The organism is Paraburkholderia rhizosphaerae (genome assembly GCF_004366595.1).
GTDB lineage: Bacteria > Pseudomonadota > Gammaproteobacteria > Burkholderiales > Burkholderiaceae > Paraburkholderia > Paraburkholderia rhizosphaerae.
On sequence record NZ_SORE01000006.1, the window covers coordinates 161391 to 176169 of the forward strand.

The 14779-nt window shown below is 64.1% G+C and carries 7 protein-coding genes and 1 pseudogene; 6 read left to right on the plus strand and 2 right to left on the minus strand.

Translation table 11 applies throughout. The annotated features are described in order from the left end of the window. Nucleotides 1-27: 27 nt before the first annotated feature. From gcvP to BX592_RS10105, 6 genes and pseudogenes are all read left to right on the plus strand, one after another. Complete coding sequence (gene gcvP / locus BX592_RS10080; RefSeq protein ID WP_134191621.1) at nt 28-2958, plus strand: aminomethyl-transferring glycine dehydrogenase; 2931 nt, start codon at nt 28-30, stop codon at nt 2956-2958. Nucleotides 2959-3114: 156 nt separating this feature from the next. Next, nucleotides 3115-4221 (plus strand): alginate lyase family protein, encoded by a 1107-nt coding sequence (locus tag BX592_RS10085; protein ID WP_134191622.1) that lies wholly within the window; start codon nt 3115-3117, stop codon nt 4219-4221. Nucleotides 4222-4362: 141 nt separating this feature from the next. Continuing rightward, nucleotides 4363-5751 (plus strand): L-serine ammonia-lyase, encoded by a 1389-nt coding sequence (locus tag BX592_RS10090; RefSeq protein WP_134191623.1) that lies wholly within the window; start codon nt 4363-4365, stop codon nt 5749-5751. Between the two features lie 171 nt (nt 5752-5922). Beyond that, a complete protein-coding gene (locus BX592_RS10095) occupies nt 5923-7644 on the plus strand; it encodes a thiamine pyrophosphate-binding protein (RefSeq protein WP_134191624.1) in 1722 nt (573 codons plus the stop codon). 494 nt (nt 7645-8138) lie between these two features. Next, a pseudogene (locus BX592_RS10100) lies at nt 8139-8429 on the plus strand (adenylyl-sulfate kinase); the annotation flags it as partial. Nucleotides 8430-8465: 36 nt separating this feature from the next. Continuing rightward, the gene (locus BX592_RS10105) at nt 8466-10976 is read left to right on the plus strand and encodes a hypothetical protein (RefSeq protein WP_134191625.1); all 2511 of its coding nucleotides are present in this window, start codon (nt 8466-8468) and stop codon (nt 10974-10976) included. A gap of 188 nt (nt 10977-11164) precedes the next feature. On the opposite strand, the gene BX592_RS10110 is transcribed toward BX592_RS10105, so the two are convergent. Both BX592_RS10110 and fliT read right to left on the minus strand, forming a co-directional pair. Further along, nucleotides 11165-14086 carry a tetratricopeptide repeat protein gene (locus tag BX592_RS10110; RefSeq protein ID WP_166676328.1) on the minus strand — a complete coding sequence of 974 codons (2922 nt, stop codon included), beginning with the start codon at nt 14084-14086 and terminating at the stop codon, nt 11165-11167. Nucleotides 14087-14423: 337 nt separating this feature from the next. Next, the gene (gene fliT, locus BX592_RS10115; protein ID WP_166676329.1) at nt 14424-14723 is read right to left on the minus strand and encodes a flagellar protein FliT; all 300 of its coding nucleotides are present in this window, start codon (nt 14721-14723) and stop codon (nt 14424-14426) included. Nucleotides 14724-14779: the final 56 nt, after the last annotated feature.

A 14779-nucleotide genomic window follows, 5' to 3' on the forward strand; every position in this document is an offset into this window, starting at 1 on the left:
GGCAGGCCGCGCCAGCAGGAATTTCTAATGAAGCTCGAACACCCGGACCGTCTGATGAACCGCACCCCTCTCTCGCTCGCTGCACTGGAAGTGCACGACGCCTTCGCTGAACGGCACATCGGCCCCGATGCCGCCGACCAGCGGGCGATGCTCGACGCACTCGGCTTTGCGTCGCGCGCTGCGCTGATCGATGCGGTGATTCCGAAGGCGATCCGCCGCACCGATGCGCTGCCGCTTGGCCCGTTCGCCGAGCCGAAGAGCGAAGCGGAAGCACTGGCCGCATTGCGCGAGCTGGCGGACAAGAACCAGGTGTTCCGCTCGTATATCGGGCAAGGCTATTACAACGCCCACACGCCGGCCGTGATTCTGCGCAACGTGATGGAGAATCCGGCGTGGTACACCGCGTACACGCCGTATCAGCCGGAAATTTCGCAGGGCCGCCTCGAAGCGCTGCTGAACTACCAGCAGATGATTGTCGACCTGACTGGCCTCGCTATGTCGAACGCGTCGCTGCTCGACGAAGCGACGGCCGCGGCCGAAGCGATGACGCTGTTGCAGCGTGTCGGCAAATCGAAGTCGAACGTGTTCTATGTAGCCGATGACGTGCTGCCGCAAACCATCGAAGTAGTGAAAACGCGTGCGCGGCCGATCGGCATCGAAGTGAAGGTCGGGCCCGCCGCCGAAGCCGCGAAGGCTGACGCGTTCGGCGTGCTGCTCCAGTATCCGGGCTCGAACGGCGACGTGCGCGATTACCGCGCGCTCGCGGACGCGGTGCATGCGGCCGGCGGTCACGTGATTGCCGCCGCCGATCTGCTCGCGCTGACGATGCTGACGCCGCCCGCCGAATGGGGCGCGGACGTCGCGGTCGGCAACTCGCAGCGTTTTGGCGTGCCGGTGGGTTTCGGCGGCCCGCATGCCGCGTACCTCGCGGTGCGCGACGAATTCAAACGCCAGATGCCGGGGCGTCTGGTCGGCGTGACCGTCGACGCACAGGGCAATCCGGCGCTGCGTCTCGCGCTGCAAACGCGCGAGCAGCACATCCGCCGCGAAAAGGCGACGTCGAATGTGTGTACCGCGCAGGCGTTGCTCGCGATCATGGCGAGCATGTACGCGGTCTACCATGGCCCGAACGGCCTGAAGACGATTGCGCAGCGCGTGAACCGGGTTGCCGCGCTGCTTGCCGAAGGCGCGAAGCGGCTTGGCTATACGCTTGTCAACGAAACATTCTTCGACACGCTGACATTCGAAACCGGCGCGCGTACGCAGCCGCTGCATGACGCGGCGACCGCACGGCGCATCAACCTGCGCCATGTCAGCGACACGCGCGTCGGCGTCTCGATCGACGAAACGACGACCCGCGCGGATCTGGCCGATCTGCTCGCGGCATTCGCGCAAGCGGCATTCGTCAGCGACGTGCCGGCAGTCGACGATCTCGACGCGCAGCTTGGCGTCACGAACACGTTCCCGGCCACGCTCGAACGCACGAGCGCCTACCTCACGCATCACGTATTCAACCGTCACCATTCGGAAACGGAAATGCTGCGCTATCTGCGCAGTCTTTCCGACAAGGACCTCGCGCTCGACCGCTCGATGATCCCGCTGGGCTCATGCACGATGAAGCTCAACGCGACCTCGGAGATGCTGCCGGTCACGTGGCCTGAATTCGGTCAGATTCACCCGTTCGCACCGGCTGAGCAAACGGTCGGCTACCGCGAAATGATCGACCAGCTCGAACAGATGCTGGTCGCCGCGACCGGTTACGCGGCGGTTTCGCTGCAACCGAATGCGGGTTCGCAAGGCGAATACGCGGGCCTGTTGATCATCCACGCGTACCATGCGTCGCGCGGCGAAGGCCACCGCAACGTGTGCCTGATTCCGGCGTCCGCGCACGGCACGAATCCGGCGTCCGCACAGATGGCCGGCATGCAGGTCGTGGTGGTCGCGTGCGACGCGCACGGCAACGTCGATATCGAAGACCTGCGCAAGAAGGCCGCGCAGCATGCGCAGAACCTGGCCGCGATCATGATCACGTATCCGTCGACCCATGGCGTGTTCGAGCAGAACGTGCGCGAGATCTGCGAGATCGTGCATGCGCACGGCGGCCAGGTCTATGTGGACGGCGCGAACATGAACGCGATGGTCGGCCTGTCGGCGCCGGGTCAGTTTGGTGGCGACGTGTCGCACCTGAACCTGCACAAGACGTTCTGCATCCCGCATGGCGGCGGCGGACCGGGCGTCGGGCCGGTGGCCGTCGGCGCGCATCTTGCGCAATTCCTGCCTAACCAGACGTCGACCGGTTACGAGCGCGACGCGCACGGCATCGGCGCGGTGTCCGCGGCGCCGTATGGCTCGGCATCGATCCTGCCGATCTCGTGGATGTATATCGCGATGATGGGCGCGCACAACCTCACGGCCGCGAGCGAAACCGCGATCCTGAACGCGAACTACGTCGCGAACAAGCTGGCGCCGCATTTCCCGGTGCTGTACGCTGGGCCGGGCGGACTCGTCGCGCACGAGTGCATTCTCGATCTGCGGCCGATCAAGGACGCGAGCGGCATCTCGGTCGACGACGTCGCGAAGCGCCTGATGGACTACGGCTTTCACGCGCCGACGATGAGCTTCCCGGTGCCGGGCACGCTGATGGTCGAGCCGACCGAATCGGAATCGAAGGAAGAACTCGACCGCTTTATCGAAGCGATGATCGCGATCCGCAACGAAATCCGCGCGGTGGAAGAAGGGCGCGCGGACCGCGAGGACAATCCGCTGAAGCACGCGCCGCATACGGCCGCAACGGTGATTTCCGACGCCTGGAAGCATGCCTATTCGCGTGAAACGGCCGCGTATCCGCTGCCGGCGCTGGTCGCGCGGAAGTACTGGCCGCCGGTCGGCCGCGCGGATAACGCGTATGGCGACCGCAATCTGTTCTGCTCGTGCGTGCCGATCGCGGATTACGAGTAAGCGAACCCGCGCCGGCCCATGCATTGCGCGGGCGATCGGACCATGAACAGTGCGCGTCGCGTTGCCGGCGCGCACCATGCGGCTGTCGATCGCTGTCGCTACGGGTCCGGAACGGCTAACATCTCACACCGAATTTGCACAAAGAAGGAGTATCCGATGGTGCGAAAGGTGCGAGCGATGCAATTCCGGAATCAACGTGTACTGGCGTGGGCCGTTGCCTGCGTCGCATGGTTGCTGTATCAGCCGCAGGCACGCGCGGCGATGAATTTTTGCGCCGCGCCGGCGATGCAATCGAGCGAGCGCACCAGCGCCGACCCGGGCGTCAAGGCGCTTGTCAGCAACGTGCAAGCCCATCTGAGCGATCCGCCGCGGGCGCTGCCGAGGCTGCACACCGAGGGCACGCTGCCGCACGAAGGCATTTACGATCAGAGCAAGGCGGCCGAGCAGGATCTCGAACTGCTGCGCGACGCCGCACTAGCGTGGCGCGCGACCGGCGACGATCGCTTTCTGAAATACGTCGACCGCGTGCTGTATGCATGGGTGACGACCTACCAGCCGAGCTTCAACCCGATCGACGAATCGCCGTTCGCGGGGCTGATTCTTGCGTATGACATGACGGCGAGCGCGTTGCCGGTCAAAACGCGCAACGCGGCGATGGCGTTCCTGACGAAGCTGGCAAACGGCTATATCGCGCAGATCGACGCGCAGCCGCGGCCGCTGAGCGGCACATTCCGCAACAATTGGCAAAGCCACCGTATCAAACTGATTGCGATGGCGGCGTTTACGCTCGATAACCGCAAGATGATCGATGCGGCGCAGCGGCTCTTTATCGAGCATATCAACGACAACATCGCGCCGGACGGCTCGACCGTCGATTTCACCGAACGCGACGCGCTGCATTACGTGACGTATGACCTGCAGCCGCTCGTGGTCGCCGCGCTCGCCGCGCGCCGCCACAACCGCAACTGGCTGACGTTGCGCGCGCCAAGCGGTGCGACGCTGGCCGCGGCGCTCGGGTGGCTTACGCCGTACGCGACCGGCGCGAAGACGCACGATGAATTCGTGAACTCGAAGGTGCCGTTCGATGCGAAGCGCCGCGAAGCCGGTTTGCCCGGCTCCGCGGGCCTGTGGGACCCGAAGGACGCAGCGGAACTGTTTCATCTCGCCGCGCGGCTCGACGGCAAATACACGCCGATCGCGCTGAAACTGGCACCGACGCCGCCCGCGTGGCTCGCCGTGTGCCTGCCATTGCCGGCGCGATAATCCAGCCGGCAACCACGCGGAAATGGCCGCTAATCCGCGGCCGATGCGAGCAGATCAACGCGTGCGACCAACGCACGCGCGTAGTGCGGCGGGCTGCTCACGAGGCGGACCGCCACCGCACAACTCATTGCAGGAGCAGTCATGGCAGTCAGCGTATTCGACCTTTTCAAAATCGGGATTGGACCGTCCAGTTCGCACACCGTCGGCCCGATGCGCGCGGCCCTGATGTTTGCGCAAGGGCTCGAGCGCGACGGCCTGCTAGCCGCGACCGCGTCGGTGAAAGTCGAGCTTTATGGCTCGCTTGGCGCAACCGGCAAGGGCCACGGCACCGATCGCGGCGTGATGCTCGGCCTGCTCGGCGAAACCCCCGACACCGTCGACCCGCAATCGATCGGCGCGCGCCTCGATGCAATCCGCACGTCGCGCAAGCTTGCGCTGCTTGGCCAGCACGACGTGCCATTCGTACCGAAAGAACACATCGCGTTTTACCGGCAGGCGCTGCCCGAGCATCCGAACGGACTCAAACTGCGCGCGTACGATGCGCAAGGCGAGACACTGCGCGAATCGACGTATCTGTCGGTCGGTGGCGGCTTTGTGGTCACCGCGGGCGCGCCGAATACGAAGGTGCTGGCCGCCGTCGACGACCGCGCGCATCCATTCCGCACCGGCAACGAACTGCTCGAGATGTGCAAGTCGACCGGCAAGTCGGTCGCGCAGCTGATGTGGGAGAACGAACGCGCATGGCATACCGATGACGAGATTCGCACCGGCTTGCTAAAGATATGGGACGTGATGCAGTCCTGCGTCGCGCGCGGCTGCGGTGTCGGCAACCCGGACGCGGACGGCACGTTGCCCGGTCCGTTTCAGGTGAAGCGCCGTGCGCCGCAGCTGTACCGCGCGCTGACCAATAACCCGGAGCGCGCGTTGCAGGATCCTCTGTCGATGGTCGACTGGATCAATCTCTATGCGATTGCCGTCAATGAAGAAAACGCGGCCGGCGGCCGGGTCGTCACGGCGCCGACCAATGGCGCGGCCGGCATCATCCCGGCGGTGCTGCATTACTACACGCGCTTCACGCCGGCTGCGAACCAGCAGGGCGTGATCGATTTCCTGATGACCGCCGCGGCGATCGGCATTCTGTACAAGCTGAACGCATCCATTTCCGGCGCGGAGGTCGGCTGCCAGGGTGAAGTCGGCGTCGCGTGCTCGATGGCGGCGGGCGCGCTTGCCGCGGTGATGGGCGGCACGCCGCTGCAAGTCGAAAACGCGGCCGAGATCGGCATGGAACACAACCTCGGACTTACCTGCGATCCGGTCGGCGGGATGGTGCAGATCCCTTGCATCGAGCGCAACGCGATGGCATCGGTGAAGGCGGTCAACGCGGCGCGCATGGCGCTGCGCGGCGACGGCAGCCATTACGTGTCGCTCGACTCGGTCATCAAGACAATGCGCGAAACCGGCGCGGATATGAAAACGAAATACAAGGAAACGTCGCGTGGCGGGCTCGCGGTGAACATCATCGAGTGCTAACGCATGGCCGACGCGTAACTGACCCATGAGCGACGCATGGCCGCTGCGCCCAGGTATGCGCAATCGCCCGACCTGACAGCGGCCGCGGTTGCGGCGTAAGCTGTGCAGGCCCAGCCGGGCGACACTCGCGGTCGACCCGGCACGACAACAACATTCGAGGACGCTTTCGCGATGTCTCAGTCGACCCCTTCCGCAGGTTCCTCCGCTTCTTCCGTCTCCACGACGACCGGCGCGCGACTCATCGTCGATGCGCTGCTGACGCACGGCGTCGAGCGTGTGTTCTGCGTCCCCGGTGAAAGCTTTCTGGCGGTGCTCGATTCGCTTCACGACGAGACCGAACGCATTCAGACGATTGTCTGCCGTCACGAAGCGGCCGCTGCGAATATGGCCGAGGCGGTCGGCAAACTGACCGGGCGGCCGGGTATCGCGATCGTCACGCGCGGACCGGGCGCAACGCATGCATCGATTGGCGTGCATACCGCGTTTCAGGATTCGACGCCGATGATCCTGCTGATCGGTCAATGCGCGCGCGAGCATCTCGACCGTGAGGCTTTCCAGGAAATCGACTACCGGCGGATGTTCGGCCAGATGGCGAAGTGGGTCGCGCAAATCGACGACGCACGGCGCATTCCTGAGTATCTGAGCCACGCATTTCATGCCGCGACGTCGGGCCGTCCGGGCCCGGTCGTGCTGGCGTTGCCCGAGGACGTGCTGAGCGATACGTGTGCGAGCATGCCGGGCGCGCCGGCGTATCAGCGCGTCGCCGCGTCGCCGTCGCATGCGCAGATCGAGCGCATGAAGACTCTGCTCGAACACGCGCAACGCCCGATGGTCATCGCCGGCGGCAGCGGCTGGACGCCCGAAGCGTGCTCGGATTTACGCCGTTTTATCGAAACGTGGCAGTTGCCGGTAGGCCTCGCGTTCCGGTTTCAGGACACGCTCGACAACGAGCATCCGAACTACGCGGGCGACGTAGGCCTTGGGATCAACCCGGCGTTGGCCAAACGGATTCACGATGCCGATGTATTGATCGTATTGGGGCCGCGCCTCGGCGAAGCAACGACCGGCGGCTACACGTTGCTCGACATTCCGAAGACGAAGCAGACGCTGGTGCACGTGCACCAGGGCGCGGACGAACTCGGGCGCGTGTATGCGGCGGATTTGCCGATTGTCTCCGGCATGCCTGAAATCGCGTCCGCGCTCGCGGCGCTGCGCCCCGCTGCGCAGCCCGCGTGGCACGGTGCGGCGCAAGACGCGCACCGGGCGTATCTCGAATGGCGCGCGCCGAGGCCCATTCCGGGCGACGTGCAGCTCGGCGAAATCGTTCAACAACTGCGTGCGCGTTTGCCTGACGACGCGATCGTCACCAATGGCGCCGGCAATTACGCGACCTGGCTACATCGTCATTTCGCGTACCGGCATTTCCGCTCGCAGCTGGCGCCGACCAGCGGTGCGATGGGTTATGGCGTGCCGGCGGCGATTGCGGCGAAGTCGATGTATCCGCAACGGATGGTGGTCGCCTTCGCGGGCGACGGCTGCTTCATGATGTCTAGCGCCGAACTTGCGACCGCGATGCAGTACGCGTTGCCTGTGATCTTCATCGTCGTGAACAACGGTCACTACGGCACGATACGGATGCATCAGGAGCGGCACTATCCGGGCCGCGTGCACGGCACCGGCTTGACGAACCCGGACTTCGCCGCGTTCGCGCAGTCGTTCGGCGCGCACGGGGAAACGGTGCTGCGGACAGAGACATTCATGCCCGCGTTCGAACGCGCGGTTGCAGCGAACCGCCCGGCGCTGATCGAGATTCGGATACCGAAGGAAGCAAGTACGCCCGGCGCGACATTGGAACAGATTCGTGAGCAGGGCAGGAAACTGCGCGGCGAATGACGCGTGCCGACGTCGCGCCGGTCCAATTGCGGTTGCCGGTTGGCGTGGCGGACAACCGTGACGCGCCGCCGCGGGGTCAAAAGAAACTCGTTCGATGTCGTGGCCGGCGGCTGGTATGACCCACCAGCCGGTGCGACGCAGTCAAAATATCCTCCTCCAAAGCCGGCGCGCAAAATGTGCTTGTAACTCGCCCCGCGCTGAGCGCCTTCGCGGCGCCGGTCACCGGAACGCAATCCATCCGGCTGTCATCAAACTGGGACGACTTTCGGGCGTTATTCAGCGCTTCGGCGCGCGAGTCCCTCACCGATAATCGCGACATTCTGTCTGTCGTCCGTTCGCGGCGTTCATTGACCGAAGCGGCGCTGCACGCCGTCGGACCGCAGACCGAACAGAACGGAGGTAGTTTCGATGGTTCAGGGGGCGAACGGCGATACCCCGCGTGTCGGCGTACCGAAGCGGTTAAACGACGTCCATTGGCAGCATCTTGACGTCACCGGGGCCGCGCGCGCGGCATTGCTGGGCAGCCGGCCGATACGCCGCTCGAGGTTGCCGAGGCGCGCGATCCGAAGGGGCTGTACAGGAAGGCGCGGCGTGGCGAACTGAGAAACTTCACCGCCATCGATTCGCCGTACGAGTCGCCGGAAAGCCCGGAGATCCGCGTCGAGACCGCCCGCTGCGATCCCACTACCGCCGCGTTTCAGGTACTGGCCGTTCTGCAGCAGACCTGGCAGAACGATCGCGCTCAAACCAGCATAACGTCGGAGGCTGTGCGTGCCGTGATGTAGCGGCGAACCGGCGGCCGTCCCAATTCAGGAAAACGGATGAACAACAGCAAAAACGTCGCGCAGCCGACGTCGGGGAAGCTTGTGGTGGTGCTGGGGATGCACCGCAGCGGAACCAGCGCAATCACGCGCGCGATGGTGGCGCTCGGCGCCGAGCTCGGCGACCGCTTGCTGCCGCCGCTGGCCGGCGTCAACGACAAAGGCTTCTTCGAAGACTACGACGTTTTCCAGATCAATCACGAACTGCTGGAGGCGGGTGGCGCGCAATGGCACACGGTCGGCGACGTTGGCCTGAATCGCATTGCGCCGGCGAAGCTCGACGCGTTTCGTCAGCGCGCGGCCGACACGTTGCGCGCGAAATGCGCCGGCCGCACCTTTGCGCTGAAGGACCCGCGGCTCGCGCGGCTGATGCCGTTCTGGCAACCGGTTTTCGAGCAGATTGGCTTGCAGGTCGCGTATGTGATCGCGGTGCGCAATCCGATCAGCGTCATGCGTTCGCTGAAAAAGCGCGACAACATGTCCGAGGAACAGGCGTACGCGCTATGGCTTGCGCACGTCGTGCCGTCGCTGCTCGAGACCAAAGGGAAGCTGCGCGCATTCGTCGACTATGACCGGATGCTCGACGATCCGGCTGGCGAACTGTCGAGGCTCGCGAACCGGCTGAAGATGCCGATCGATGCGGCGCGTGCCGATGAGTTCGCGCGGTCATTCCTCGCGGAAGACTTGCGGCATACGCGCTTCTCGGCGGCTGATCTGAGCGACGTCAGTGCGGCGCCGAGCATCGTGAAGCCGCTGTACGCGGCATTGGAAACGGTCTGCCGCACCGGCGAAGAAGATTCGGCATTGCGCGACGCGCTGGAAAGCGGACGGCAATTCCTCGCCGATATCGAACCGTTGCTGCGTGTTTATCAGAACGCCAGCTTGTTGAATGCGATGCTCGAGGCCGCGAAAAAGGCCATTCTGGAGCGCGACAAGCGCATCGCGGACTTGCAGCAGCAGCTTGCGACCCGGCCAGTGCTCGCGCAGGCATCGGCCGGCTCGCCGATCGTTGCCGCCGCGATGGCGGCCGCCGCCGCAAAGAACGGCGCCGCACCGCAGCCGGCGGCGGCCACTGGCTCAATCGCGCCAGCGGCCGCGCGCCGCGGGCGAACGATCTTTTCGTTTATCGTCGATGCCGATCCGAAGTTTGCGTACGAGGGCTATCACCTCGCGCGCTCGCTGATCCAGCACAGCTGCGATCACGCGGCGGACGTCAATGTGCAGTTCACGAAGGAAGTCGGCGCTGAAACGCGTGACCTCTTCCGCAAGCTCGGTTGCACGCTGCACGACATCGAACGCTTCGGCGACGGCCGGTACTGCAACAAGATCGCGCAACTGGTGAATCTGCATCAGTTCGACTTCGACCATGTCGTGCTGCTCGACACCGATATGATCGCGATTGCGGATCTGCGACCGTTCCTCAGTGAAGACGCACTGCTCGCGAAAGTGGTCGATTTCCCGCAACCTCCGCTGCCGGTGCTCGAAGAGATCGGGCGGGCCGCCGGCTTCCATAAGATGCCGCCGGTGGGCACGGTCGATGCCGGCCATGCGCCGACCTTCGCGGGCAACTGCAACGGCGGCTTCTACAGTATTCCGAAAGCGCTCGCCGAAATCGTCGACCGCTCGTGGCGCCGCTGGGCGCAGTGGCTGCTCGACAACAAGGAGCCGCTCGTGCGCAACAACATGGCGCAGCACGTCGACCAGGTATCGATGTGGCTCGCGATCGTGATGGACCGCATTCCGTATCGCGCCGCGCCGTCGAACGTGAACTACTACGTGCATATGAACGGCGAGCATCGGTATTTCGATGCCGGCGCCGGCATCGCACTGCTTCACTATCACGATTCGAGTCTGAATGTGCTCGGGAAACTGGAGCCGCAGGCGCAGTTGAATGAACTCGAGCGTCGCGCAGTTGACGTGGCGAACCAGCAGATCGGCACGGGCTTTGAAAATACGACGTTCTGGAATCTGCGCTATGCGCATTTCCCGGAGCGGGGGTCCGGCGTCGGCTCACGCGGCGAGAACCTGCGGTACAAGCGTGAACTGCTTGTGCAGCAGGGTATCGAAAGCGCGGAAAGCGTGCTTGATATCGGCTGCGGCGATCTCGAGATGATCAAGGGACTCGCGATTCAGAACTATCTGGGCCTGGACACGTCGCGCGAAGCGCTGCAAATGGCGCGGCGTGCGCGTCCGGACTGGGAGTTTCTGCACATCGATGTGAGCAGGCCGCAGCCGGTCCTTACGCCGCGGCAAATGGCCGTGTGCTTCGAAGTGCTGATTCACCAGCCGACCGAGACCGATTATCGCAAGCTGATTGATTTCCTCGCTCGTTCGACGGCCGGCACGTTGATCGTGTCGGGTTATGTCGGCGACTACGATGAGCGCAAGCGCAACTCGATGGTTTACTTCTACGAACCGCTCGACGAGTCGCTGCGCAAGACCGGCAAGTTCTCTTCGATCCAGCGGATCGGTTCGCACTCCGATGTCGCTGTGTTGCGTTGTGACGTTTGATCTTTGAAGACGCGTGGGTGAAGCCTCCAGACGGCGGCTTTGCCCGACGCGCGGAATGAAGCGCGGTTAGCGAACTGCCGACCGAACTGCTGCCAACGAACTGCTGTTAGTGAACCGCTGACCGGACCTCCAGCCCAATCAGCGCCTCACCTGCCGCCCCAGCACAATCCAGTCTCGATCTGCTCGCGTTACTCGTGCGCATGCACAGCCTGCGCGGCTTGCATGGTCGGCGAAACTTCGAACGACTCCGCCGCTTTCCCTTCACACCATCTGCGCCACATTTCACGCAGCGCCTGCGCGAACGCATTGGCGATCAGGTCGGGGTTAAACATCGGCGACTGTTCGCAGCGTGCGCGCATGCCGGCGCGCAGTGCGGCGAGCGCCGGCAGGTCGCGCGCATGGCCAACGGCCTTGCGGACGAAATCGTCACTATCGTCGGCGATAAACGATTCGAGCCCGACGTGCGACAGCGCGGTCACACCGCTGCGGCCCGGAACCGTGCGGCCCGGCAACGTGAGCGTCGGCACGCCCATCCACAACGCCTGCATCGTCGTCGTGAGGCCGGTGAACGGGAACGTGTCGAGGCAGATGTCGACGTGATAATGCTGTTGCAGATAGACCGCGACCGACGAACGCGGTTTGAGATCGAGCCGCTCGCGCGCAATGCCGGCATCCGCGAACCAGCCGATCAGTTCGTCCGGTACGCTGTCTTTCGGCATCGAGCCGATCACCATCCTCGAACCCGGCACCGCGTGCAGCACCTTCGCCCACAACTCGATCACGTCACGCCGTAGTTTCTCGATGCGGTTGAAGCTGCCGAACGTCACATGGCCGTTGCGGGACGCGGGCAGTGCATTGACGGGCGGCGACAACTCTTCGTGCCTGAACGGCGCCACCGCCGGCAGGTAGACAATCTTTTCGGTGAAAAGGTTGTGGAATGCGTGGTGCGGCGCCCAGAACCGGTCGGCAAGGAAGTAATCGACGGCGGTCAACCCGGTCGTGCCTGGGTAGCCGATCCAGCTTGCCTGCACCGGCGCCGGTTTGCGCGCCATCGTCAGCAGCCGGTTGTTCGCGGTATGGCCGGCGAGTTCGATCAGGATGTCGATGCCGTCGGCGCGGATCTGCTCCGCGATAGAGTCGTCTTTCGCGCCGTAGACGTGGCTCCAGTGGGCGAAATGGCGTCGCAGCCGGTCGGTGACGTGATCCTCGCCGGGGGTATTCGAGTACGCGTGCAGAACCAGGCGCTCGTCGCGGGCGAGCCGCTCGAGCACCGGCTCGATGAAGTTGGCAACCGCGTGAGCACGCAGATCGCCGGAGATAAAGCCCACATGCAGCGGACGGTTCGGGTCTTTCTGATTACGGTGCGGTTTCCAACGCTTTTTCAGCGGTTTTTCGAAATGCTCGCCATAGCGCGCGTGTTCGGCGAACAGTGCACCGGGTTCGATGTTCTCAATGTGGCTCAGCGAGAAACAGAGATTCTCGAACGCGAGGTTGTTGTCGGGCTGCAACTCGATTGCCCGTCGGAAGTAATCCGCTGCTTCGGCATGCCGACCCTGTTGCAACAGGACTGCGCCGAGCGTGACACGCACCTCGGGCGTATCGGGCGCCACTGCCATTGAGCGGCGCGCATACTGCTCCGCTTCTTTCAGGCGTGCCTGCTGCAGCAGCACGATGCCCATTACACGCAGTCCTTCACCATGGTCAGGATCAATGTCGAGCAGCGCCTGACAGCGCGCTTCGGCTTCTTCCACCATGTGTCTTCCGAGCAGAAGACTGATGTGCGCCAGCAGCACTTCGACGTCGAGCGGCGCAAGGCGGCTCGCCGTCTGCAGGGCATCGAACGCGGCTTCGTAGCGGCCGAGCCGATACGAACCACAACCCAATACTTTCCAGCCGAGCGGATGCGACGGATAACGCTCCGTGAGCGTGCGCGCGGCGGTGAGGGCTTCCTCGAGACGCCCTTTATTGAAATGGGCGATCGCCGTTTCGCATTCCTGCGGTGACGGCAACGGCTCGTTCGCCGTCGCGGGAAGAGTTCGCGCTGCAGGCCGAGCGGGCGACGGCGGCGTAGAAATGACGGTATTCTGCTGCGGCGTGGTAACCGGCGTAGGTACCATACTCAGGTTCTGCGCCGAGATCCGGGTCATCAACTGAACGATTTCGTCGACGGCCTTGCCGGCCATGCCGCGCTGCTGTCCCATTTCGAGCGCCGCCCATGCCGCCTGCGTCTGTCCGGATTGCAACAGCGCGTCGACGTAGTTCATCCAGTACTGCGGTTGATTCGGATTAATGCCGAGCGCCGTCTCGAGTAGCGGGACGGCCGCTTCTGCCTGGTACAGGCGAATCAGCACAACCGCAAGCTTGTGCAAGCCGTCCGGATACTGCGGATAGCAGTCGACGACCGTCCGGTAGAGCGCGGCCGCGGCATCGTATTGTCCGGCGTTGTCGAGCTCGCGGGCTTTACGCATCGCCGTGGCGGCATTCAGATGGTTGCGCAGTGTCGTGTCCTGGGGCAGAAGCCGCACCGCGTGCTGCAACGCGGGCACTGCGCCATCGAGGTCACTGCGCCGCAGCGCGGCATGCGCGAGCGTTTTCCAGCCGAAACCGTGCTCCGGCAGACATTGCGTCATCTGCCGGCCGAGCGCTTCGGCGCTTGCATAGTCGCCTTGCGCGGTCAGCGTGGTAATCGTTTCGACGAACTCACCCGCCAGCGCGAACACCTCGGCGAGCGTCGCCGGGCTTGCGTTGCCGCTGGTGTGGCCACTCGCTGCGCCATTTGTCGCGATCGGACCAACGTCTTCGGTCACACCATGCCGGCGACCGGCTTCACGAACCCGCGCCGCTTCGTCGCGCTGGCCCGCGAGCTCGAGCGCTTCGATATACACGCGCCAGAAATCGACACGTTGTGGGTTGGCGCTGACTGCCGCCCTCAGAAACGGCAACGCCATCGCGAGCTGCTCGAGCTGCACCGCGAGAATACCGAGGTTGTGGTTCGCATCCGGGTGATCCGGCTGCACTTGCAGAATGGCGCGGTACAACTGTTCCGCTTCCGCGAAAGCCTCGGCTTGATGGTGTTGCACGGCCTGCTGCAGAGTGGCGTCGAGAGTCATGGGTTCCCTTCCAGGCATCGGACTTCAGAGCAAATTGCCCCATGGACAGTCTAGAGACTTGGGTGATGAACGATTCGGCGAGCAGATGCTGGATTCCCCCGTTGTTCGGTGCGTAGCGGCCTCGCGTGCGCGCACGCGCATCGAGCTAGGGCGTCGGGCGGCCGGCCGGATGGGCTTAATGGAAGATAGAAACGGGGGTTAGAAACGGGCAGACGGAACGGGGAGACGGAAACGCGAAAATAAAAAAGCCCGCGTAAAGCGGGCCTGAGCTGAACGAGCGCACCTGACAACTGGCGCGTTATTCTTATTAGTATTCGATAGAAACTGCGTCGCCGGATCAGAGCATTCCGACGCGCGTGTACGCACTCGCGGCATGGACGCCGCGCACGGCTGTGCCGTATTCCGTTTCGAGTTCCGCCTGCGACGTCTTTGCCCGCGTACGCAGCGCGTCGATTGACGCTTGCACGCGGCGCAGCGCCTGCAATGCCGCAGGCGACTTCGGCAACGTCAGCGATTCGAGCAACGGCGTGCGCCGTTCCATCAGACGCGCGGCGCGCGGCCAATCGGAGATCGCCGCAGCCTCGTCGATCAAGCGAGTGAGCTCGACGACACGCTCGAGCAGTTGATTCTGGTCCATCGCCATGCGAACTCCCGGTTATTGAGCGGAGTTTGAAACGGTAGTGCGGTTGCGTA

Coding starts and splice junctions, on each gene's coding strand:
- BX592_RS10095 (WP_134191624.1), top strand. CDS start 5,923: ATGTCTCAGTCGACCCCTTCCGCAGGTTCCTCCGCTTCTTCCGTCTCC.
- BX592_RS10110 (WP_166676328.1), bottom strand. CDS start 14,086: ATGACTCTCGACGCCACTCTGCAGCAGGCCGTGCAACACCATCAAGCC.
- fliT (WP_166676329.1), bottom strand. CDS start 14,723: ATGGACCAGAATCAACTGCTCGAGCGTGTCGTCGAGCTCACTCGCTTG.
- BX592_RS10105 (WP_134191625.1), top strand. CDS start 8,466: ATGAACAACAGCAAAAACGTCGCGCAGCCGACGTCGGGGAAGCTTGTG.
- gcvP (WP_134191621.1), top strand. CDS start 28: ATGAAGCTCGAACACCCGGACCGTCTGATGAACCGCACCCCTCTCTCG.
- BX592_RS10085 (WP_134191622.1), top strand. CDS start 3,115: ATGGTGCGAAAGGTGCGAGCGATGCAATTCCGGAATCAACGTGTACTG.
- BX592_RS10090 (WP_134191623.1), top strand. CDS start 4,363: ATGGCAGTCAGCGTATTCGACCTTTTCAAAATCGGGATTGGACCGTCC.